At 69.0% G+C, this 22,756-nt stretch carries 20 protein-coding genes; 2 read left to right on the top strand and 18 right to left on the bottom strand.

What is annotated here, in order from left to right:
* Positions 1-34: 34 nt before the first annotated feature.
* The 18 genes from FN976_RS05155 to FN976_RS05070 all read right to left on the bottom strand — a co-directional run bounded on the left by FN976_RS05155 (position 35) and on the right by FN976_RS05070 (position 20,661).
* Positions 35-2,611 (bottom strand): acyltransferase, encoded by a 2,577-nt coding sequence (locus tag FN976_RS05155; RefSeq protein ID WP_145891681.1) that lies wholly within the window; start codon positions 2,609-2,611, stop codon positions 35-37.
* 31 nt (positions 2,612-2,642) lie between these two features.
* Positions 2,643-4,022: a polysaccharide deacetylase family protein gene (locus FN976_RS05150; RefSeq protein ID WP_145891679.1), complete on the bottom strand. Its 1,380-nt coding sequence runs from the start codon at positions 4,020-4,022 to the stop codon at positions 2,643-2,645.
* A gap of 1 nt (position 4,023) precedes the next feature.
* Complete coding sequence (locus FN976_RS05145; RefSeq protein WP_145891678.1) at positions 4,024-5,265, bottom strand: class I SAM-dependent methyltransferase; 1,242 nt, start codon at positions 5,263-5,265, stop codon at positions 4,024-4,026.
* Positions 5,262-6,518: a class I SAM-dependent methyltransferase gene (locus FN976_RS05140; protein WP_145891676.1), complete on the bottom strand. Its 1,257-nt coding sequence runs from the start codon at positions 6,516-6,518 to the stop codon at positions 5,262-5,264. The genes FN976_RS05145 and FN976_RS05140 overlap by 4 nt, the downstream gene beginning before the upstream one ends.
* A gap of 16 nt (positions 6,519-6,534) precedes the next feature.
* Complete coding sequence (locus FN976_RS05135) at positions 6,535-8,070, bottom strand: polysaccharide deacetylase family protein (protein WP_145891674.1); 1,536 nt, start codon at positions 8,068-8,070, stop codon at positions 6,535-6,537.
* A gap of 1 nt (position 8,071) precedes the next feature.
* Entirely contained in the window at positions 8,072-8,872 is an 801-nt protein-coding gene (locus tag FN976_RS05130) for an ABC transporter ATP-binding protein (RefSeq protein WP_145891672.1), read from the bottom strand.
* Position 8,873: 1 nt separating this feature from the next.
* Positions 8,874-9,671, bottom strand: coding sequence for an ABC transporter permease (locus FN976_RS05125; RefSeq protein ID WP_145891670.1), 798 nt, complete (start codon positions 9,669-9,671; stop codon positions 8,874-8,876).
* Entirely contained in the window at positions 9,653-10,435 is a 783-nt protein-coding gene (locus FN976_RS05120; RefSeq protein WP_145891668.1) for a class I SAM-dependent methyltransferase, read from the bottom strand. The genes FN976_RS05125 and FN976_RS05120 overlap by 19 nt, the downstream gene beginning before the upstream one ends.
* Positions 10,432-11,529 (bottom strand): non-hydrolyzing UDP-N-acetylglucosamine 2-epimerase, encoded by a 1,098-nt coding sequence (wecB, locus tag FN976_RS05115; RefSeq protein WP_145891666.1) that lies wholly within the window; start codon positions 11,527-11,529, stop codon positions 10,432-10,434. The genes FN976_RS05120 and wecB overlap by 4 nt, the downstream gene beginning before the upstream one ends.
* Complete coding sequence (locus FN976_RS05110) at positions 11,526-12,626, bottom strand: DegT/DnrJ/EryC1/StrS family aminotransferase (RefSeq protein ID WP_145892339.1); 1,101 nt, start codon at positions 12,624-12,626, stop codon at positions 11,526-11,528. The genes wecB and FN976_RS05110 overlap by 4 nt, the downstream gene beginning before the upstream one ends.
* Positions 12,626-13,225, bottom strand: a complete 600-nt coding sequence (locus tag FN976_RS05105; RefSeq protein ID WP_145891664.1) for an acyltransferase — start codon at positions 13,223-13,225, stop codon at positions 12,626-12,628. The genes FN976_RS05110 and FN976_RS05105 overlap by 1 nt, the downstream gene beginning before the upstream one ends.
* Complete coding sequence (locus tag FN976_RS05100; protein ID WP_145891662.1) at positions 13,222-14,169, bottom strand: Gfo/Idh/MocA family oxidoreductase; 948 nt, start codon at positions 14,167-14,169, stop codon at positions 13,222-13,224. Before FN976_RS05100 ends, FN976_RS05105 begins: the two co-directional genes overlap by 4 nt.
* A gap of 16 nt (positions 14,170-14,185) precedes the next feature.
* Positions 14,186-15,478, bottom strand: coding sequence for a nucleotide sugar dehydrogenase (locus tag FN976_RS05095; RefSeq protein ID WP_145891660.1), 1,293 nt, complete (start codon positions 15,476-15,478; stop codon positions 14,186-14,188).
* A gap of 77 nt (positions 15,479-15,555) precedes the next feature.
* Positions 15,556-16,311, bottom strand: coding sequence for a transglycosylase domain-containing protein (locus FN976_RS05090; RefSeq protein ID WP_145891659.1), 756 nt, complete (start codon positions 16,309-16,311; stop codon positions 15,556-15,558).
* Positions 16,308-17,150, bottom strand: coding sequence for a shikimate dehydrogenase (gene aroE / locus FN976_RS05085; protein WP_145891658.1), 843 nt, complete (start codon positions 17,148-17,150; stop codon positions 16,308-16,310). Before aroE ends, FN976_RS05090 begins: the two co-directional genes overlap by 4 nt.
* Entirely contained in the window at positions 17,147-17,995 is an 849-nt protein-coding gene (locus FN976_RS05080) for an energy transducer TonB (protein ID WP_145892338.1), read from the bottom strand. The genes aroE and FN976_RS05080 overlap by 4 nt, the downstream gene beginning before the upstream one ends.
* A gap of 2 nt (positions 17,996-17,997) precedes the next feature.
* The gene (locus FN976_RS05075) at positions 17,998-20,025 is read right to left on the bottom strand and encodes a ribonuclease catalytic domain-containing protein (protein WP_145891656.1); all 2,028 of its coding nucleotides are present in this window, start codon (positions 20,023-20,025) and stop codon (positions 17,998-18,000) included.
* A gap of 39 nt (positions 20,026-20,064) precedes the next feature.
* On the bottom strand, positions 20,065-20,661 hold the full coding sequence (locus FN976_RS05070; RefSeq protein ID WP_145891654.1) for a YqiA/YcfP family alpha/beta fold hydrolase: 597 nt from the start codon (positions 20,659-20,661) through the stop codon (positions 20,065-20,067).
* A 37-nt stretch (positions 20,662-20,698) separates the two neighbouring features.
* Between FN976_RS05070 and rodA the strand changes: the two genes are divergently transcribed.
* Both rodA and FN976_RS05060 read left to right on the top strand, forming a co-directional pair.
* Positions 20,699-21,853: a rod shape-determining protein RodA gene (gene rodA, locus FN976_RS05065; protein ID WP_145891652.1), complete on the top strand. Its 1,155-nt coding sequence runs from the start codon at positions 20,699-20,701 to the stop codon at positions 21,851-21,853.
* Entirely contained in the window at positions 21,850-22,752 is a 903-nt protein-coding gene (locus FN976_RS05060; RefSeq protein ID WP_145891650.1) for an NAD(P)-dependent oxidoreductase, read from the top strand. Before rodA ends, FN976_RS05060 begins: the two co-directional genes overlap by 4 nt.
* The last annotated feature ends 4 nt before the right edge of the window (positions 22,753-22,756 follow it).

The following is a 22,756-nucleotide window of genomic DNA, read 5'->3' as shown; positions in this document are numbered from 1 at the left end:
GGCTCCGTGCCGGTCGGCAGGACCCGCCAGGATTCTAGGCGGATGAGCTGGCGAGAAGACGGGGCTGGCCCGGAACCAGTTGCACGACGTGCAGCTCGCAAGAGGCAGCGCCCGGCATCCAGATTTCGACAGCGACATCCGCCAGGTGGCTGCGCGACAAAAGGCCGATGCCGCCACCGGAAGCAACCATCCGGATATTGCCTTCCTGCAGCACGGCGGCGCAGCGCGCGACGGCCTGCCCGACCGTCGCGAACCACGTGTCGCCCAGGTCTTCGCGCGCCAGCAGCCGGCGGAGCAAGGCGGCGTCGACGTCCGGATGGCTGGCGACGATGGCATGGCCACCGGCGTCGAGCGCCGCCCGGAATTCCGCCCGCAGGCGGTCGAAATAATCGAGTCCGGTGTCGCGAACGCTGCCTTCGAGCGGGAAATGCAGCGGCACCAGCCAGAGGCCGCTCAGGCGGGCACCATCTCGGGCATCGGGGATCCAGGCCGGCCGCGGCGTGTGCAGCCGGTTCGCCAGGAACTCCCCATAGCCGGCCCCGCTCGCCGCCAGGGCCCGCGTACTGGCGTCCCCGAGCCAGTAATCGGCGAGCGGCGACGAGTGATGCGTCACGCCTGCGCCCGTGACTTCCTCGTCGTGCAACGCGACGTGAAGGCCCTGTTCCTGCCAGTGCCGGTCGAGCTGGCGCCGCTGCCGGGCGCGGTCCGGATCCGCCGCGAAATAGTACCAACTCGCGCATGGGGCGTTGGCCAGCAGAGCTTGCGTCTGCGCGATCCTGGAGATGACCGCCGCGGTCACCGGCCGGTCCACGTCGAATCGCACACTGAGTGCCGAGCGGTAAGGTGCCGGCCAGGGCCGCAGCCGCAGCAGGGGCCGCCCAGCCGCTGCCTGCATCCGGCGGAACACGCCGACCCAGGCGGCTTCCAGCCCCGCCGTCGATGTGCTGTGGTTTTCCGGACTGAGGGTGAACCTTCCCGGCGGCAGCACGCCGGTCGAGTGCAACGTGGTCCAGTGGTCCAGCAGCGAACGCGCGCCGGCGCGCCGGCTGTCATCGGCCCATTCACCATTGGACAGCAGGGACCAGGCGAGCGGACCGCCGGCGTCGCGCGGTGCTGCCAGGTCATCCTCGAGCGGGTCGGTGTTGCCGCGCGCGCGTGCCTCCAGCGCCAGCCAGGCCAGGACGAGGGGCGACTGGCAAAGCCGTTCGCTGTCGGCGAGGACCCGGGGGAAGGCGACGCCCGGCATGCGCCAGGCGGGCTGAGCCAGCGTCTCGCGGACCTCGGCTGCGCATGCGGCATTGCCGGTCCGATGGGCGGCGATCCCAAAACAGACCAGCCGTGCCCCCGTGGGCGCCGCGGCCAGCATCTTCCTCGCCATCGGCTCGACCTCCGCCGCGCCCAACGTTCCATCCAGCACCGCCCGCAAGAGCAGTTCGGGGTCGATCAGGGCCTCTTTCAGTGTCGGTGCGGGCTTCACGGTGCGACGTTGCCGCCGGCGCTCGAACCAGGTCAGGCCGACCTCGTCGGCGCTGCGCGCCTGCCGCTCCAGCCAGGTCCCGAACCCTTGCGCGTCGGAGGGCGCCGGCGGGACGCCGCGCAGTTCCGGCGGAGCGCGCCGCGCCAGCGCACCGGCGAGCCGCTCTCGCATCCGGTCGGGCCGGCCCGGCGGCAACTCCAGGATGCGCAGCGCGGTCAGCCATTCCCGGAAGTCGCGCATCGAAATCGCATCGCTGCCCTTTTCGAGCCGGTTCAGCAACCAGTAAGCCACCTGGGCGATGCCGCCATCCGCCGGTTCGGCCTGGAAGCGCCCGGCGTTGGCGACGGGCAGGGGGCGATGCGTCGGCAGGCCGGGGGGTGCGGCTGCGGCGGCTTCACCCTGTTCCAGTGTCCACCACGTCACCGCGGCCGGTTGTGGAGGTGACCAGCCGGACGGGCCGACTGCCAGGGCCGTATGCACCGTCGCCGGCAGGTCGGCGCCGCTCACGAACACCCCCACTTGCGGCAGCCCAAGCGGCAGGAGCAGGTGCGTCGCCATGTCACGCCACGGGCCCTCGACCGGGACGACCAGAGCGAGTTCGACCGCAGCTTCGGGCAATTCCGGAGCCGGGGCCGACACAGCCCGGGCCGGCAGGCCGCTGAGGCGGCTGCCCTCGGCGTAGTCGCCCCGCGGAACCACCGCGCCGGCGGCGACGAACGTGCCGGGGCCGAGCCGAGCTCCCGGCAGGATGCTGACGTTGGCAGACACCAGGCACAGGTCGGCGATCACCACGCGTTCTTCCTGGTAGCCGCGCTCGAAAAACGCGAGGGGCGAGGGAACGAGGTCGTGGTTGGCGGAATGGATGAAGCAGCGCGGGCCGATGCGCGCGTGGCGGCCGATCCACACGCCGCCCGAGCCGTACACGAGCGCCCCGATGTTCAACCTCGCATCGTCGTCGAGGACGATGCGGTCCGGATGGTAGAAGCGGCAGCCTTCCTCGATGTGGACGTCGCGGCCCATGCGCAGGAAGAAGGGCGCGTATTCCTTGCGCCGCCGCGCGGCGCCAGCCTCGCCGGGCAGGTCGCCGAGGCGGGCCTGCAGGGCCTGGAAGGACTCGGCGTCGTCGGAACTCATGCGCGCTCCGCGGCCTGGGCGCGGCCTTTCGTCATCCGGTGAAGAGGTTCTGCAGGAGCCACTCGTTGGCGTCGCGGAGGGTGGCCGTCCAGACGCGGTGCAAGTCTAATCCCTGCATCAAGGCCCGCATTTCCGGCCAGTGGATGTCCGGGTGGTTCATCACCGTCACGTAGCCGCCCTCGGCCAGGGCCCGAGGCACTTCCTCGCGCAGGCGTTCGAGCTGGTGGCCGTCGGGCTTGGTGGTGAGGTCGAGGCTGTGGTGGCAATTCTGGAGCATCAGCGGCAGCATCGCCGGGATGTCCGGCCGCGGCGTGACCAAGGGGTGCGAAACGCCCCGGCAGCGGCCGATCATCTCGCCGTACCGCATCCCGACGCCGTGGGCCCACAGGTTGTGCGTGAGCGCCAGGTGGCCGCTGCTGCCGATGCCGCCATGGCAGGTGAAGCCCGCCGCGCTCGTGCCCGTGAGCTCGCGGAACCGCAGGGCCTCCTCGATGAATTCGTCCAGCGTGTTGGCGATGCTGTGCAGCGCGACTTCATGGCCCAGGGCCAGCATCGACTCGATCTGCTGGCGCGGAGGCGGCTTGCCCACGATCAGGAACCAGGTGGCGCGCAGGCCCAGGCCGGCGTAGCACCGCAGCATGTCCGCCAGGTGGGCGTCGCTGATCGGCCGGTCGTAATCGTGGCGGATGCTGAGCGCGCTGGTCATGCCCAGCGGCCAGACGCCGCCGGGCGCCCCCGCGGGACCGGCGTGCGCGGCCAGTTCGCGCACCAGCCACTTCTCGAACGGGTACAGGTAGCTGGTCTTCAGGGTCTTGAAGAAACCTTCGGTGAGCGCCGGCATCGCGTGCATGTGGCCGAGGATGTCGAAGACCGGCGCGCCGCAGACGATGCGGCGGCCGTCCGACACCATGACAGCAGCCTTCCCGCTGCCCGTCTCGGCCTGGCAGACGACGCGCCAGCCCGCGGGCAGCACGGGGAATGTCTGGAAGGCGACCGGCCGGCTGCGCCAGCGCGGATCCGGGTCGATCCATTCGTGCGGCTCGGTCACCTCCTGCCGGCTGGCGGGGATGCGTTTCACGAGGAAGCGGCTGTACACCAGCTGGCCCAGCGGAACGCCGTCCGCGTCAGAAAGGGCCACCTCCTCCGCGCTGGCGGTGACCGCCGCCAGACCGAGTTCGCGCAGCCACGCTTCAGGCAGCGGCCCCTCGATGAACCCGCGGTCCGGCAATGGGCCCTCGACCCCCCGCAGGACCAGCGGGAAGGCGCTGTCCGCCTGCGCGGCGCCCTCGGCCGCCACGCGCAAGCCGTGCTTGCGCAGGATCATGCCCGCGCTCGCGCTCCAGTAGAAAGCGGTCGCGGTTTCCTGGAGCTGGGCGACGGCGGCGCGCGAGGGAGCCTGGACCTGGAACATCCTAGCGGCGCTTCTGCAGGACACGGAACACGGTCAGGTCCTTCGTGTCCTGCTTCTTCATGGGCTGCAGGTCGCTCGAGCGGAAGTACGCGATTTCGCCGTACGGGCGGAGGTAGCCTTCGAGTTCATCCGCTTCGAACACGGAGGCGTAGTAGCTCTTCGACTCGAACAGCGGCCGCCGGATGTTCTCGTGCACCAGCAGCAGGCCGCCCGGCAGCAGGGCGTTCCACATCCGGTCGAGCGTGGCCGGCAGCTGCTCCCGCGGCACGTACAGCAGCGAGGCGAAGTCGTAGATCACGTGCACCGGCTCGGCGAACGCGAAGTCCTGCGCCGTCGCGACGGTCACGTTGTACCGGCCGGCCAGCCGCTCGCGGTAGTGCCCGAACAGCAGCGAGGTGAGTGGGAGGTTGCCCGCCACCGGTTCGCAGTTGAGCACATGGGCGACCGCGGGGCAGGTGAGGAGCACTTCCATGTCGACGAAGCCGATGCCGCCGCCGATGTCGATCGCACGCAGGCCGCTCTTGCCCGGCAGGTACATGTCGATGAAGCGGCGGACCGCTTCGGCCTTGTACGAAGTTCCCGTCACGCTGTAGGTGATGTAGGCATAGAACTGCTCCAGGCCCTGGGCGAGGTCCGGGACCGCCGCCTCGGCGGCGCGCAAGCCCGCGGCGGGGCCCGCGGCGGCAGCCACGAGTTCCGGATAGGCCGCGGGGTCGACGGCCGCGCCGCTCTGCAGGCGCGCGAGGTGCGACTGCGCGAGCCGGGGCGCGTTCTCGAAGAACGCGCTGAGCACGGAGACCGGTGCCGGCAGGGCAGCGGGGCCGCGCGTGAACACCGCCAGGCCATCGTCCGTCACGCGGGTCTCCTTACCCAGCACGTCGCGCAGCCAGGCGAGGTCCCAGAACCCGGTGCGCTTGGCGATGGCCGGTGCATGGAAGGGCACTACCATCGCGCCTCCGGGACGGATGGCGTCATGGACGCGGCCGAGCAGCGCCCGGCTGTAGGCATCGCGGAACTGGCGCACCGGCGGCACCAGCATCGCGCCCTCCAGCCCGCCCGCAGGGAGGACGGTGAGCAATGAGATCTCAGGGTGATCCTGGTCGGGCTGCCCGGTGAAATTGACCGCCGGGGACGCCACGAAAGTGTCGGCGCCGGGCGCGTTGCAGAGCGCCTGCGCCCGGGCACGCGCGGCCGCCAGCTGCTCCGGGTTCTGGGCGACGCTGGTGAAGTAGAGGCCGATCATGCGCCCGCCTTGCGGCCCGCCAGGCCGATGCGTTGCAACAGCCCCGGGCGCTCGGCGGGCGGGTGCGCCACGCCGCCCGGCTTGCGCACGATGGCGAAAGCCGTCCACAGCTTGAGGTATTCCTGCAGGCTGCGCTGGATGCCCAGGTGATCGAAGTAGAGGGGGGCCTCGCCCAGTTCCCGGATGGCGTCGTGCATTTCCTGCGGAGCAAAGCGTGCGTTCATGAGATTGCCGGGAGCCGCATTCGCCTCCAGCGCGAGGTTTTCCCGGATGACCAGCACGCCACCCGGCTTGAGCAGGCGCATCGCGGTTTCGAGCACCAGCGGGACATCCTTGCGTTCGATGCACAGCAGGCTGCCCATGAAGGCGATGTAGTCGTAGCTCGCATCCTGCCCGGTCAGCGTTTCCATCCGCGCCGCGAGGCCCGACACCCGGTCGGCCACGCCGCATTGCTGCGCCAGCCACGGCAGGATGTGCTCGATCTTCCACGCATCCAGCTCGAGGTCCGTCACCCGGTGCCCCTGCATCGCCAGCTCGCACGCGAGAAAGCCATGGCTGCCTCCGACATCCATGCCGACAAGGGGCCCCCCGCCACTTGCGCCCCGGACCTGCGCGTCGAAAACGGCGCGTGTGTGCAATGCCCAATGCATCGAGTAGGTGAATGCGTTCTCGACCGAGCCGCCATGGTCCTGCAGCGGATCGGCGCAGGGAAAGCCGGCGCGCCGCAGCTGTTCGCCGAACGCCGGCAGGCGGTCCAGCAGGATGGGATAGGTGCTTCGCAGCGCGGCCAGATCCTCCGCGACCGCCGGCGCCCAGCCCAGCCGCAACCAGCCTCGGCGGCCGCCGGGCGCCTTTTCGAGCGTGGCCCCGGGCAACCATTGCGCGAGCTGCGCGGCATCGACCCACCCTTCGGCCGGGACCAGCGAACGCCCCAGCTCCAGCAAGATTTCGCTGCCTTCGCCCATGCGGACCAGCATGGTCGCGAGGACCGCGGCCAGCGCAGGCGAGGGCGGCAGCGGAATGGCGTTGCGCAGGATGATGCAGCGCCCATAACGGGCGTCCAGCGGCGCCAGGTAATGCGCGCAGGGCTTGTAGGCCGGCGTTCCGTCCAGCAGGGGCCCCCAGGAGGAGAAATAGCGCAGCCGCTCCGGCGCGGGCGGTCCGCCCAGCGCCTCGGCGCAGGCCTTCAGCGTGCGCTCCTGCTCGAACTGGTGGATGTAGCAGACGGCTACGAGTCGGTGGTCATCAGCCATGTCGGCCCTTGGTTTGTCAGGAGAGCTGCACGGAGGTCTGGCCCCGGACAAGCGTCAACGCGCGCTGGCCGCCGGGCTCGCGCAGCACGATGGAAAAGTCATGCGGCAGCGGCTGCGGAATGTCCAGGCGCCAATGCCCGCCATTGTGGCTGACCCGCGCCGCGCCGCGCGTCCCGGCGTACCAGGCCGCGACGTCCGAAAGGGTCGCGTGCCAGATGCCATTGCTTCCGGCGCGCAGGATGAGCTTCCTCAACTCGCGCAGGTGGACGTCGGGGTGGTTCATGATCACCACGTGCTCGCGGTCGGCGCGGGCGCCGTCCAGGCCGGCCGCCACCGCATCGAAGTGATGTTCGGCCGCGCGCGTCCCGGCGTCGAGGCTGTAGTGCACGCCCGGCACGACCAGAGCCCGCGTCTCGGGCAGGCCGTCGACCACGCGGTTGACCGCATGCGGCTGCCGCGACGCGCGGCCCAGCATCTCGGCGTACCGGAAGCCCGCCTGCTCCGCCCATTCGTAAAGGCGGTCGCCGAGGAAACCGGCGCTGCCCCGCCCGCCATGCGAATGGAAGCCGGTCACGCGCGTGCCGGCCCGCCGCTCCAGGTGCTCCCGCTCCCGCCCGAGCGCGGCGGCGCTGGCGGCTTCGGAATGGAGATTGATCTCGTGGCCTTCGCGCAGGATCAGCCAGGCCTGCAGCCGCGGAACGCGGCCGCGCAGGATGCCGAAACTGGCCCGCACACCGCGGTGCCGGTAGAAGCGCAGCAGCCGCCAGAGCCGCAACAGCCCGACACGGCGGTCACAGTCGTGCCGCACGGTCAAGGCGATGTCGGCTCCGTCCGGCCAAGGCGCGGCTTCGACGACCGTGCGGCCGTGGGCCAGCGCCAGCTGCCGCACGAGGTCGGCGGCATGCCGCTCGACCGCCGTCGCGGGGGGGGTCGCGGCCATCTGGTAATAGCCGGCCGCGAGCGGCTCGAAGGCGCAGCCGGCGGCCAGCAGGTCGAACAGCGGGATGCCCAGCGCCACCACGCTGCCGCGCTGGATGCCGACCGCGCGCCACTCGCCTTCGATGCGTGCTTCCAGCAGCACCGACCAGGCCGCATCGGGATCGAAGGACTGGATGGCCACAGCGCTCGCCGACCAGCGCGCGTCGTCAGGCCGGTTCAGCTCCGGCGCGGGGGCGGGTCCGCCTCCCGCAGGGATTCGCCGCGTCAGCACGGAGGCGTAGCGCGCCTCGCCGAGGTGCGTGCCGTCACCGGTGCGCAGTTCCACCGCATCGATGCGCCAGGGCGTGCCGCGCAGGCCGAGTGCCTCCAGCACGGCCGGCGCGAGGGGGCCTTCGTACAGCGCCACGGCAGGCGCGCTGGCGGGGACCGTCTGCCGGGCCACGAGGGCCATGCTCGTGCCTGGGTCCGGCGCGTCCGCGCGATCCGTGACCACGTTGACGATGCCCTGGCGGCGCAGCACGCTTTCCGCGCACGCGCTCCAGAAGAAGCGCATCTCGGCCTGCTGCAAGGCGCGAATGGCTTCGGCCGGGGGAACCAGGACACGGATCTGCATGTCAGCCGGCCGAGATTTCCTTGATGCCCTGCAGCGACGTCTTCTCCGACACCGAAGTCTCTAGCAGTTCCGAATAGCGGTCCAGCACGTCGCGCGGAGTGCCGTCGGCGACGATGCGGCCCGCCTCGACCAGGATCGCGCGGGTGCAGAGCGTCTCGATGGTCGCGAGATCGTGGCTCACGATCATCTGGCAGCTGGCCTTGCGCAGCAGGTCGCGCATGGCCGCCTTGGACTTGGCCTGGAAGCCGACATCGCCGACCGACAGCGTCTCGTCGATCAGCAGGATGTCCGGCTCGATCGACAGCACCATGGCGAAGCTCAGGCGGCTCATCATGCCGGAGGAGTAATAGCGCATGGGCACGTCGATGAAGCGGCCGAGTTCGGCGAAGTCCGCGATCATGTCCATGCGGTCCTCGATCTGCTGGCGCGAGAGCCCCAGGGTCAAGCCGCCCAGGATGATGTTGTCGCGCCCGTTGAGGGTGACATTGAAACCCGTGCCCAGCTGCAGCAGCGCCGATACGCGGCCCCGGACGTCCACCCGTCCCGCGTCGGGGTGGTAGATGCCGGAAATGGTCCGCAGCAGGGTGGACTTGCCCGAGCCGTTGCGGCCGATCACGCCGACGATCTCGCCCGTGCGCACGGCGATGCTCACATCGTTGAGCGCCGTGAAAAATTCGGGCTGCCAGCTGCGCGCCAATTGGGCCCCCCACTGCGACAGCATCTTCGGCAGCGTGTCGACCTTGTGGTACGACATGCGGAAGCGGATGCTCACGCCGTCGAGCCGGATGCGTTCGTCATCCACGTCAGAGCACCTTGGTCATGCCGGGCCGGGCCCGGCGGTAAAAGGCGTGGCCGAACCATCCGCCCACCAGGACCCACGCCACGACGATGGCCAGCGGCAGCGCCGGTGAGACGCCATGGCCGAGCAGGCACCACTGAAGCAGCGCGAACGCCGAGGCCACCGGGTTGAGCAGGAAGAAATCGCGATAGGCCGAGGGGAACATCTCGAAGGTGTAGATGACCGGGCTCAGGTACATCACCACTTGCAGGAGGATCGGCGACAGGCGTTCCAGGTCCCGCAGGTAGACCGCCGCCGTGGCGAGCCACAGGCCGATCACCCAGCACAGGGCGAGCCAGAGTGCCAGGACCAACGGGTAGGCCAGCAGGCGCCAGCTCACCGGGCCCCCGAGGACCACGAAGAACACGAAGAACAGGGCGATGCCGAACCCGGAGACCTTCAGCGTGCGCAGGAACCCGGCGGCGACCAGCACGACCGGCTCCAGCTTGATCTGCAGCAGGAGGCTGGCCTCGTTGTAGATCGACGGCTGCACGTACGAGCTGACGTTGTTCAGCACCATGTAGTGCATCACGCCCATGCAGATCAGCAGGAAGGCGGCGGCCGGACTCGCCCCGGAGGAGAAGATCACCACCACCAGAAAATAGAAGATGGCGATCTGCGACAGCGGCACCAGCGCGAACCACAGGTTGCCGAGGGCCGTGCGATGGATCGAGGCCTGCTGCTGGCTTCGCACCAGGTGGCGCACCAGGTCGCGCCGCCGCCAGATTTCCGCGTAAAGGCCCATCAGCGTTTGCGGAACCACGCAGTCATGTGCGTGCCGGCGACGCGCTGGACGGCCAGCGGCGGATAGACCGACTCCAGCACGACGCCGTGGGGCTCCAGCGCGCGCCTGATCTCGCCGAGTGAAGGATTGCGGACATCGAGCATGCCCGACCGCTTGCCCAGCTTGCGCACGATGCGGTCCTGCCACGCCGGCGGCAGGAAGTGCAGCAGGGGCAGGCGCGTGAACGGCTCGAAGAACGACCAGAAGTGGGGCGTGTAGACGACGACCCGGCCACCGCTGCGGCAGGCCGTCGCGAGCCGGCCGAGCGCGTCCTGCAGCTGCTCGGGCGAGGTCATGAAGTTCAGCATGTTGCAGCTCATGACCAGATCGAATTCACCCTGCTGGTCGATGGCGCCGATGTCCCGGGTCTCGAACCGGATGTTGTCGAGGCCGAGTTCCTCGGCGGCGCCCGCGCCGCAGGCGTAGTAGTAATCCGTGCGGTCGGTGGCAAGCACACGGCTCTGGCGCCAGTGCCAGGCCAGGTAGACCGGGATGCTCGCGAAACCACAGCCGACGTCCAGCACGGCCGCCGGCGGGGAGGCATGCAGCTCCTGCTCCCAGGGCCCGAACAGGATGGACGTGCGCCGCTCGGTCTCGCTGGCGTAGAACTCGATCATGCGGGCGTGCGGCGAGGCGTCGCCGTAGGCGCGCTGGTACCAGCCCGTCACGTGGCGCCTCAGGGCACCGTAGAGCGAGGTCTTGTCCGCGGTATCGGACTGGATGGTGGAGACGGGCATGTTCATGCGCTTCCCCCGTCGAGCAGATGCGCGACGATGCGGCCGGCGGCATTGCCTTCACCGTATGGCTTGAAGGCCGTGGCGGGTCTTTCCCGCAGGAAACCACGCGCAGCGGCGAGGATCGCCTGCGGGTCGGCTCCGCACAGCCGGTTCATTCCGGCCTCCACGGTCTCCACCCATTCGGTCTCGTCGCGCAACGTGACGCACGGCACCCCAAAGAAGAAAGCTTCCTTCTGCACGCCGCCCGAATCGGTGAGGACCAGCCGCGCCTCCTGCTCCAGCAGGATCATGTCGAGGAAAGGCAGCGGATCCACCACCTGGACCGCGCCGAGTGCGCCGGCCAGGTCCTGCGCCGCCAGCACCTTGCGCGTGCGCGGGTGCAATGGGAGCACGACCGGCAGTTCCCGGGCGAGTTCGGCCAGCGCCGCGACGATGCCCGCGAGCCGCGCGGGGTCGTCGGTGTTCTCGGCGCGATGGCAGGTCACCAGCGCGAAGGTGCCGGGCTGCAGGCCGAGGCGCCGCAGCGCGTCGCTGGACGCACGGGCGACATCACGATAGTGCAGCGCCACGTCGTACATCACGTCCCCGACGAGGTGCACGCCTTCGGAAACGCCTTCCGCGCGCAGGTGCGCCACGGCCGCCGTGGTGGGGCAGTGGAGCTGCTGCGAGAGGCGGTCGGTCAGGACCCGGTTGATTTCCTCGGGCATGCGGCGATTGAAGGAACGCAGCCCGGCCTCGACGTGCGCCACCGGCAGGTGCAGCTTGGCGGCCGCCAGCGCGCCCGCCAGGGTCGAGTTGGTGTCGCCGTAAACCAGCACCCAGTCCGGCCGCTCCTGCAGCATCACCTGTTCGAGCCCCTCGAGCATGCGGCCCGTCATCGCCCCATGCGTCCCGCCGCCGATCTGCAGGTTGTGCTGCGGCTGGGGAATGCCGAGTTCCTCGAAGAAGACGGCGGACATGTTGTCGTCGTAGTGCTGGCCGGTATGGACCAGGACTTCGGACGCCGCGTCCGGGCCCGCGGCCCGAAAGGCGCGCGACACGGCAGCGGCCTTGATGAACTGGGGCCGCGCGCCGACCACGGTGACGACCTTCAACGTCATGCCGTGGCCTTCGCTTTCAGGGCGGACACGACCTGCTCCATCGCCTGCTCCGTCAGGTCCGCGCTGAACGGCAGGCTCAGCACGCGCTGGGCCACCGCGGCGGCGACCGGCGCGCCCGCCGCCGATGCGTACTGGCGGTAGACAGGCTGCTCGGTGAGGGGAATCGGGTAGTGCACGGCATTCGGGATGCCGGCTTCCTGCAGCAGCTGCTGCAGCCCCGCCCGGTCGTGCGCGAGCACGGTGAACTGGCCCCACACGCAGTCGCGGTCCGGCCGGACGGCCAGCAGGTCCACGGGCGCCCCGGCCGCCTGCAGGCGTTGCCGGAATTGATCCCCCAGGATCTTGCGGCGCGCGATTTCCCAGTCGAACCGTTCCAGCTTGGCGAGCACGATGGCGCACTGCAGGGTGTCCATGCGGCCGGCGATCCCGAGCCGGGTGTGCGTGTAGCGCTTGCTCTGGCCATGCACCCGGATCTCGCGGGCGGCCTGCGCCAGGGCGTCGTCGTCGGTGAAGAGCGCGCCGCCGTCGCCGTAGCAGCCCAGCGGCTTGCTGGGGAAGAAGCTCGTGCAGCCGAAGGTGCTGAGCCCGCAGCTCGGCCGGCCCTGGAAGCTGGCCCCGAAACTCTGCGCGGCATCCTCGATGACGGCCAGGCCGTGGCGCGCCGCGATCGCGTTCAATTCCTCCATGTCGGCGACCTGCCCGTAGAGGCTCACCGGCATGATGCACTTCGTTCGCGGCGTGATGAGCCGCTCGACCTGCTTCGCGTCGATGTTGCAGGTATCGGGCTCGACATCGGCGAAGACCGGGGTCGCGCCGGCAATGACGATCATCTCGGCGGTCGCGGCGAAGGTGAAAGGCGTGGTGATGACCTCGTCTCCGGGCCCGACGCCCAGCGCCATGAGAGCGATCAGCAGCGCGTCGGTGCCGCTCCCGACGGTGACGCAGTGCCGCACGCCGACCCGGACGCGCAATGCTTCCTCCAGTTCCGCCACCTCGGGGCCGAGGATGTACTGGCCGTGCTCCAGCACGCGGTCCATGCGCGCGTGGATCCCGGCACGCAACGCTTCGTACTGCGTGCGCAGGTCGGTGAAAGGCATCACTGGGGCGGGCATTCGATTTCTCCGTCTTTCATCACATAGCGCTGCCCGGTGGCCGGGCAGGAGGCCTCGCCATTCCCGGTGAGCGGCAAGGCGAGGCGTTCGCCGTGCCGGCTCATCCAGCCCACCTGGCGCGCCGGAACGCCCACCATGAGCGCATAGGGACGCACGTCCTTCAGCACGGTCGCCCCCGCCGCGATGAAGGCGTACTCGCCGACCGTCACGCCGCAGACGATCGTGCTGTTGGCTCCGAGGGTGGCCCCGCGCCGCACGAGCGTGGGGCGGTATTCATCCTTGCGGCTGACGGCCGACCGGGGGTTGTAGACGTTGGTGAAGACGGCGCTGGGCCCGCAGAAGACGTCGTCCTCCAGCGTCACCCCGTCGTAGACGCTCACGTTGTTCTGGATCCTGACGTTGTCGCCGATCCGGACGTCGTTGCCGACGAAGACGTTCTGCCCCAGCGAGCAGCGGCTGCCGATGCTCGCGCCGCCGCACACGTGCACCCAGTGCCAGACCCGGGTTCCAGCGCCGATACGGGCACCGGCATCCACGATGGCCGTCGGGTGCACCACCGCTTCGCCCGCGACGGGATTTGTCATTTGGCCTGCTTGCGCACCAAAGGATGCGCGTCGACGGTGATGCTGCCGGGCTGGCTAGTACGGATCGCGGAGACGGTCTCGATGCAGTGCCTGACGTCGGCGATGCCGAATCCCTCTCCGGCCAGAATGGCGCGGTAGCTTTCAGTGTGCAGTTCCGTGAACCCTTCGGAGAACTCGAATGCCTTGCCGCCGATGTCGATCTGCCTGAACGTCGACTTCTGGCCCCGTACATCGGCGGGCAAGTCACTGCTGTCGATGGAGAGAAACCAGCGAACACGGGCGCGCTCATACTCGAGGAAACCAGCAGCCTTGTTGGCTTCGTTGAGGTGGATTTCCGAATGCTGCATCTTGCCGAAGACGAAATGGAGCATGTCGAAGAAATGGACGCCAATGTTGGTGGCCACGCCCAGCGACTTGCGCGGATCGCCTTTCCAACTCTCGAAGTACCATTTGCCCCGGGACGTGATGTAGGTCAGTTCGACATCGTGCTTCGTCGCTGACGTCGCGTCGCCGACCTGCTGCCTCAGACGCGTGATTGCGGGATGGTGCCGCAGTTGAAGGATGTTGTAGACGCGCTTGCCGGTTTCACGCTCCACCTGTTCAAGGTCGTCCAGCAACTCGGGTGTGGGAACGAGGGGCTTTTCGCAGATGACGTCGCAACCCATTCGCAACGACGATGTGATGTGCGAATGATGCAGATGGTTGGGCGAGCAGATGGATACCCAGTCGAGCGCCGCCCCGGGTTGCCGGCGCCGGCTGTTGGCGTGGTCCTGGAAGCGCTCGAACTGCGTGAAGAAGTCGGCGTCGGGCGCGATGCTGTCGATGATGCCGACCGAGTCGTTGATGTCATACGCCACCGCCAACCGGTTGCCCGTGTCCTTGATGGCGCGCATGTGGCGAGGCGCGATATAGCCGGCGGCGCCAATGAGGGCGAAGTTCTTCATGGTCTGGATGGTTGATTCAGAGGCGGAACACGGTGAACCCGGCCGCTGCCAGTTCCGCCCGCTCGTAAAGGCTCTTGAGGTCGCCGATGACCGGACGCCCGGGCTTGCACAGAGCCATGAGCTGCGCGGCGGACAGGTGGCGGTAAGCGCTGTGCCCGACCGCGACGACCAGCGCATCGACCGGCGCCTCAGGACCGACGGTTCCAAGCTGCAGCCCATACTCGCGTGCGAGTTCACCGGCATCCGCCATCGGATCGACGACCTCGACCTGGACTCCCCAGTCCTGCAACTCGCGCACCAGGTCGACCACCTTGCTGTTGCGGATGTCGGGGCAGTTCTCCTTGAAGGTGATGCCCAGCACACCGACCTTGCTCTTGGAAACGTCGATGCCATTGCGGGACATCAGCTTGACGACGTTGCGCGCCGCGTAGCGCGCCATGTTGTCGTTGATCCGTCGGCCGGCGAGGATGACCTGGGGGTTGTAGCCCACTTCCTCGGCCTTGTGCGTCAGGTAATACGGGTCCACGCCGATGCAGTGCCCGCCGACCATGCCGGGGCGGAAGGGCAGGAAGTTCCACTTGCTGCCCGCCGCCTCCAGCACGTCGAGCGTGTCGATCCCCAGCCGCGCGAAGATGACGGACAGCTCGTTCACCAGGGCGATGTTGAGGTCGCGCTGGGTGTTCTCGATCACTTTGGCAGCCTCGGCGACCTTCAGGCTCGCCGCCGGATAGGTGCCGGCGCCGATGATGCTGCGGTACAGGGCGTCCACCGCCAAGGCGACCTCCGGCGTGGATCCGCTGGTGATCTTGCGGATCTTGGTCAGGGTGTTGACCTTGTCTCCGGGATTGATGCGCTCGGGGCTGTAGCCACAGAAGAAGTCGCGGTTGAAGACAAGACCGGAGGCCTCCTCCAGGACCGGGACACAGACCTCCTCGGTGCAGCCCGGAAAAACCGTGGATTCGTAGATCACGACCGCGCCCGGTGCCAATGCGGCGCCCACCATGCGTGAAGCGCTGACCAGGGGAGTGAGGTCCGGGCGCTTGGCCTCGTCGATCGGCGTCGGCACGGTCACGATGAAGACGCCGCAATCGCGCAGGTCGCCGGGTGCGCTGGAGAACGACAGGCTCGAAGCCTGCCGGAGCTCCTCGGTCGTCACTTCCTGCGTGCGGTCGATCCCATCGCGCAACTGCGCGATGCGTGCCCCATCGATGTCGAAGCCGAGCACCGCCCTTTGCTTGCCGAATTCAACGGCGAGCGGCAGGCCGACGTAGCCCAGGCCGATGATGGCGATCTTTGCATTCGGAAACATGGAGGACGGCCAGGGCGGACGGGCGAGTGGAAAGCAGGAACCCAGCGGTTGTGGAGCAACCCGGGATTATCGCCGACTTAAGGCAGCTCCGCGTCCCGCATCCGCGCCGAGATCGTCGAGGCCCGCCCCGCGAGATACCCCGAATTCGGCCGCTGCTCGAACAGCTTGGGGCTGGGCAGCATGACGGCGAGCCGGGCGGCCTCGTAAGGTGACAGGCGCTCGGCCGGCTTGCGGTAGTAGTGCTGCGCGGCGGCTTCCGCGCCGAACACGCCTTCGCCCCATTCGACGCTGTTCAGATAGATCTCCAGGATGCGCTCCTTGGACAGCATTTTCTCCAGCGCGAAGGTCAGCACGATCTCCTGGCCCTTGCGCAGCAGCGTGCGCTCGCCGGACAGCAGCAGGTTCTTCGCCAGCTGCTGCGTGATGGTGGAGCCGCCCACGACCTTGGGAGGTCGCGCCGGCCTGGCCGTCGCAGCTGCCGCCTTCGCTGCCGGCCGGTTGCTGCGCCGCGCGGCTTCCTGCTCCGCCTTCGCATTGCGCTCCCAGGCTTTCTCCAGCGCATTCCAGTCGACGCCTTCGTGGCTGGCAAAGGTGCCGTCCTCCGACGCGATCACCGCGCGCTTGAGATGGTCCGAAATCCGCGCATACGGCACCCATTGCTGGCGCCAGCGCAGCTTGTCCTTGTCACGCGCGATGCGCCAGGCTTCGGAACGCTGGAACGTGGTGGATTCGGGGGCGACGGTGGCCATGAGCGCGATGCGCAGCAGGAAGAACAGCTGGAGCGCCAGCCCCGCCGCCACCACCAGCGCCACCCACCGCAGCGCGCCCTTCATGCGGCCATTTCCGCGCGCAGCTCCGCCAGCACCTGCGCCGAGGGAGGCCGGACGCCGCGGAAGACATGGAAGGCCTCCGCCGCCTGCTCCACCAGCATGCCCAGGCCATCGCGCGCGACCGCGCCGTGGGCGCCGGCCCAGGCCAGGAAATCCCGCGCGGCCGGGCCGTACATCATGTCGTAGGCCAGCCCACCCGGCTTGAGCACCGTGGCGGCGACGGGAATGCCGCCACCGTTCAGGCTGCTGGCGGTGGCATTGACCACCACGTCGAACGCACCGCCCACGTCCTCGAGGCCGGCGCAGGAGAGTGCCACGCCGCTCGCCTCGGCCAGGGCCGTGTGCGAGACCACGAGCTTGCGTGCCTTTTCGGGCGTCCGGTTGACGATCGTCACCTGGCGCGGGCGCGCGTCGATGATCGGACCCAGGACGCCAGCCGCGGCCCCGCCGGCGCCGACCAGCAGCACGTCGGTGCCCGCCAGCGCCACCCCGGCGTTGCGCTGGATGTCGGCCACCAGGCCGACGCCATCGGTGTTGTCGCCGACGACGAAGCCGCCGTCGAAGCGCAGGGTGTTGCAGGCGCCCGCGAGAGCCGCCCGGGCGCTGCGCCGGCTCAACATCGTCGCCGCCTCGAACTTGAAAGGCACGGTGATGTTGCAGCCCTTGCCGCCTTCCGCCTGGAAGGCCTGCAGGGCCGCGACGAAGCCGTCCATCGGGATCAGCCGGCGGCCGTATTCGATGTGCTGTCCTGTCAGAGCGGCGAAGCGCGCGTGGATCCACGGCGACTTGCTGTGCGCGACCGGGTTGCCCATCACGCAGTACTGGTCCGCATCCTGACTCATCGCGTGGTCAATTTCGTTTCGAGCGTGTCGTCACGCGTGAACTTGAAGCGCGAGACCACGACGATCTGGTCGGCCCGCTGGCGCATGGCGTCGTTGAAGCGGCCGAACGGGCCGGCGGCCTTGGCGATGCTCATGGCGCGGCGGTCCAGCGTGAGGTTGCCCGAGGTCTCGACGATCTCCGTCTCGAGCACGCGGCCGTCGAAGTTGACGGTCACGATCATGGTCAGCTCGCCGTACATCTTCTTGCCGGCGGCCTCGGGGAAGTTCTGGGTGCCGCGGTCCTCGATGCGGCGGCGCAACTGGTCGTAGTAGATGGCGTAGACCTCTTCGCGCGTCGACGGGCTGATGTAGCGCTTCTTCGGCCGCGCGTTCTCTTCGTTGATGCGCCGCTCGATCTCGGCCAGCAGCTTGGTCAGGTGGCGGCGTTTTTCCTCGCGCGACGATGCTTCCGGCGTGGTCTGCACCTGCTTCGGATCGGCCGGCGGCAATGACGCCAGCGCCTGCTTCAGCTGCGCGAGCATCAGCATCTGCTGCTCCTGCATCGCGTCGATCTTGCGCTGGGCGTCCTCGGCGGCGTCGCCGATGCTCGTCAGCGCGGAGGGCGGCAGCGGCGAGGTCGCGCGGCCCTTTTCGGCTTCACCGCCGCCGGCCAGGCTGGATTGCGCGATCGCTTGCGCGCGGTCCGGCTTTTCGTTGGTGCGCGCGTTGACCAGCACCACTTCGAGCGGGGTGTCCTGGAAGACGCGGTTGAACGCCTCGGGGTCGACGAAGCGCACGGTGAGGAGGACGGCGTGGACGGCGACCGACACGCCCAGCGCGATCTGCAGGGGGCTCAGGGACTTCAGGCTCACGACGGTTCAGTGTCGGTGACATCCACGGCAATGGCAATCGGGCCGGCCACGGGCTCCTCGTCGCTGTCGTCTTCTTCCGACGTCACCGCCGGCACGGTATCGAGGCGCTGCAGCACGGTGCCGGCGACGTCGAGGGTGATCAGGTCGATGTCGCCCAGCTTCAGGCGCACGCGCGCGCCGCGCGGCAGGTCGGCCGTCCCCAGCACCGGCAGCACCAGCGGCAGCGTGTCGGCGCGCGCCAGGCCCTCCTTGAAGACGGTGGCGTCGAGTTCCCGCACGCCCTCCTGCTGGAGGTACTTCAGCGTCCAGTAGCGCTCCATGCCGGCCTGGTGGCCGTTGTAGGCGCTGTACGCGGCGTCGAAGCCGGAGATGATCGAAAAGAGTTCGGCGTCCTTGGGCTTGAAGGGCGCCGCGAGTGCCGCCGTGCGTCCATGCTTCGCGGCCGCGATGATCTGCCACTGGTTCACCAGGTCGGTGTAACGGCGCAGCGGCGAAGTGCTCCAGGCGTAGCTTTTCACGCCGATGCCGGCGTGCGGCAACGCCTTGGTGCCCATGCGGACCTTGACGCCGGGCGCCAGGCTGGCCTGGCTGCGGTAGATGGCGGGCACGCCGAGCTCCGACAGCCAGTTCCCCCAGGTGCTGTTGGCCAGGATCATCGCCTCGGCCACGATCAGGTCCAGCGGGGCACCGCGCCGCCGCACCGTGATCTCCACCGGCTCGGCGCCTTGCGGCTCGCCGGTGTCGTCGCGCCGGAGGCGGAAGTTGTAGTCGGGGCGGTTGAAGTTCTCGGGCTTGCCGCGCACGACTTCGCGCTGCGCCTTCAGCTGCCTGGCCAGGCGGAACAGGAACGACAGCTCCGGCCGGAAGCGGGCCGCGGCCGGGGGCACGCCACCATCCGGCGATGCGGCGTCGTCGAGCCAGGCTTCGGTGAGATGTTCATCGAGCTGGTCATGCCGCAGGTTGGCGGCGATGGGGACCTGCTCCAGCCGCGTTTCACTGCCGGTGGGCAGCAGACTCGCCTCGTCGTAAGTCACGTAGAGCGACAAGGCGGGGCAGGCCCGGCCCTCCTGCAAGGTGTAAGCCTGCACCACGTCGTCCGGCAGCATCGTGATCTTGTAGCCAGGCATGTAGACGGTGGAGAGCCGTTGCCGCGCCACCTGGTCGAGCGGCGTACCCGGCTGCACGGCGAGCCCGGGCGCCGCGATGTGCACGCCCACCGTCACGGTGCCGCTGCCCAGCCCCTGCACCGACAGCGCATCGTCGATCTCGGTGGTGCTGGAGTCGTCGACCGAGAAGGCCTGCACCGCGGCCAGCGGCAGGTCGTCCTTGACGGCAGGCGCGGCGAGCGGCGGGAAGCCGGTGCCCTTGGGGAAGTATTCCAGCAGGAAGCGCTTCCAGTGGAACTGGTAGGGCGAGTCGATCGCGCCGGCCTTCTGCAGCAGGTCGAGCGGCGCCGTGTGGCTGTTGCGGGACGCCTCGACCACCGCCTTGTATTCGGGGGCGTTCTTGTCCGGCTTGAAGAGGATCTTGTAAAGCTGCTCGCGGATCGCAGGCGGGCAGCTGCCGGCCACGAGCTCGGCGGCCCAGGCCTCGATCTGCGCCTGCACCTGCTTCTTCTTCTCGATGGCGGCCAGCGCCTGTTGCAGCACGTCGGCCGGGGCTTTGCGGAAGCGGCCCTTGCCGGCGCGCCGGAAGTAGTGGGGCGCCTCGAACAGGCGCAACAGTGCGCCAGCCTGCTGGGCCAGGGTGGCCTTGTCGCTGAAGTAGTCCCTGGCGAGGTCGGCGAACCCGAACTCTTCATCGGGCGCGAACTCCCAGGCGAGGTCCAGCTCGATGCCGGCGGCCACGGCCTCGGCTTCGAGCAGCAATTCAGCAGGTTGGGGCTTGTCGAACTTCAGCAGGACGTTGGCGGCCTTGACCTTCACGCGCTTGCCGCTCGCCAGCTCCACCTGCGCGGAAGCATCCGCCTCCGACAACACGCGGCCGGCCAGGAACTTGCCGGCTTCTTCGAACAACACAAACATGACTGGATTGTCACACGCGGCCCGGCGGCGCCCTCCCGCTCAGGCGAGCCGCAGGAAGTCGAGGACTGAGTCCAGGTGGTCGTCGAAATCGGACAGCGCATGGTCGCCGCCTTCCAGCAACTTGATCCGCGCGCCGGGGTAGCGGCCCGTCATCTCGCGCCAGTCAAGCACCTCGTCGCCCTTGGCGATGATGGCGAAGTAGCGCGCCGGGTCGGCGACGGGCCCGGCTTCGAGCGCGCGCAACTCGTCCACGAAATGCGGCTCGAAGGTGAAATGCTGCGCGGGGTCGTGGTACGCCGTCTGCTCGCCGACGTACCGGGCCAGGTCGCGCGCGGCATGCACGGCGGGGTTGAGCAGCACCGCCCGGCAAGCGTGCCGTTCGGCGAACCAGGTCGCGTAGTAGCCGCCGAGCGAGGAGCCGACCACCGCCATCCGGCCGGCCGGCCAGGCGGCGGTGCCACGCAGCATCAGGTCGGCCGCCTCCCGCGGCGAGGGCGGCAGCTGCGGGCACCACCAGGTGACGCCTGGATGCTCGGCGCGGACGCGCGCTTCCATGCGGCGCGCCTTGAAGGATTGCGGCGACGACCGGAAGCCGTGGAGGTAAAGAAGATGCGTGACGGTCGAGCTGGCGTCCATTCCCCGATCTTGCCACCAGGGATAATTGGCGCCTCCCATGTCCGCAGTCTTCGACAAACCCTCGCTTCGCCACCGGATGGCGCCCATGGTGCATGGGTTCGACGGGCCGCTCGCCTTTGCGGTCTTCCTGCTCGCCTGCGCGGGCATGCTGACGATGTATTCGTCCGGCTTCGACCATGGCACGCGCTTCATGGATCATGGCCGCAACATGCTGCTGGCAGGCTTCATCATGTTCGTGGTGGCCCAGGTTCCGCCGCAGCGGCTGATGAGCTTCGCGGTGCCGCTTTACGTTCTCGGCGTCGGCCTGCTGATCGCCGTGGCGATCTTCGGCATCACCAAGAAGGGCGCCAGGCGCTGGATCAACCTCGGCATCGTCATCCAGCCCAGCGAGATCCTCAAGATCGCCATGCCGCTGATGCTGGCCTGGTGGTTCCAGAAGCGCGAAGGCCAGTTGCGGCCGCTCGACTTCATCGTCGCCGGGCTGCTGCTGGCGGTACCGGTCGGCCTGATCATGAAACAGCCCGACCTGGGCACCTCGCTGCTGGTGATGGCGGCGGGCTTGTCCGTGATCTTTTTCGCCGGCTTGCCCTGGAAGCTGATCCTGCCGCCCTTCGCGCTGGGCCTGGTCGGGATCGGGCTGCTGGTGTTCTTCGAATCCACCCTGTGCGCGCAGGGCTTCCGCTGGCCCATCCTGCACGACTACCAGCAGCAGCGCATCTGCACCCTGCTGGACCCGAGCAAGGACCCGCTGGGCAAGGGCTTCCACATCATCCAGGGGATGATCGCCATCGGCTCGGGCGGCCTGTTCGGCAAGGGCTTCATGCAGGGCACGCAGACCCACCTGGAGTTCATCCCCGAGCGCACCACGGACTTCATCTTCGCCGCCTTCTCCGAGGAGTTCGGGCTGGTGGGCAATCTCTGCCTGATCGCAGCCTTCCTGTTCCTGGTGCTGCGCGGGCTGGCCATCGCGCTGGAAGCGTCCACCCTGTTCTCCCGCCTGCTGGCGGGCGCGGTCACCATGATCTTCTTCACCTATGCCTTCGTGAACATGGGCATGGTGAGCGGCATCCTGCCGGTGGTGGGGGTGCCCTTGCCCTTCATCAGCTACGGCGGCACGGCGATGGTGACGCTCGGCATGGCGCTGGGGATCCTGATGTCGATTTCCAAGGCCAAGCGGCTGGTGCAATCGTGAGCGCCGCAGGCACCGTGGGCATCGTCGGTGCCGGCAACATGGGGGGCGGGATGGCGGGCCGCTTGCTGGAGCAAGGCTGGACCGTGCGGGTCTGCGACCTCGTGCCCCAGAAGGTGCGCGAGCTGGTGACGCAAGGCGCGCAGGCCGCGGCGACACCCGCGGCGGCGGCCGGCGGCAGCGACGCGCTCATCGTCTGCGTGATCGATGCGGACCAGACGCAGGAAGTCCTTTTCGGCACGGATGGCGCGGCCGCGGCCCTGCGTCCGGGCCAGGCCGTGCTGCTGTGCCCCACCATCGCGCCGGGCGACGTCGAGCGCATCGCCGGGCAGTTGGCCGAACGCGGGTTGTCCACGATCGACGCGCCGATGTCGGGCGGTCCGGCGCGCGCCCGCGACGGCACCATGAGCCTGATGGTGGCCTGCCCGGACGCCGTGTTCGAGCAGCATCGCACCTTGCTGCACACGCTCAGCGCCAAGCTGTTCCGCATCAGCGAGCGTCCGGGGGACGGCGCCCGCACCAAGCTGGTCAACAACCTGCTGGCCGGCATCAACCTGGCAGGCGCGGCCGAAGCCCTGGCGCTGGCGCGCCAGCTCGGACTGGACCTGGGACGGACGCTGGACGTGATCGAGCAATCCAGCGGCCAGAGCTGGATCGGCTCCGACCGTTTGCGCCGCGCCATCGCCGGCGACTACACGCCGCGCGCGCACCTGACGCTGTTGCACAAAGACACAAGGCTGGCGCTCGAAGCGGCGCGCACCGCCGGCTTCAGCGGGCCGCTGGGCCCGGCCGCGCACGGCGTGTTCGACCACGCGGTGCGGCAAGGCCTGGCCGGCCAGGACGACGCGGCGCTCTTCGCCCTGCTGGCGGGGTTGCACATTCCGCCCACCCCGTCAAGCTGATTTG

The organism is Caenimonas sedimenti (genome assembly GCF_007833165.1).
Classification (GTDB): domain Bacteria; phylum Pseudomonadota; class Gammaproteobacteria; order Burkholderiales; family Burkholderiaceae_C; genus Ramlibacter; species Ramlibacter sedimenti.
Note: the sequence above shows the minus strand (reverse complement) of the source record. Positions and strands in the feature narration are given on the sequence as shown.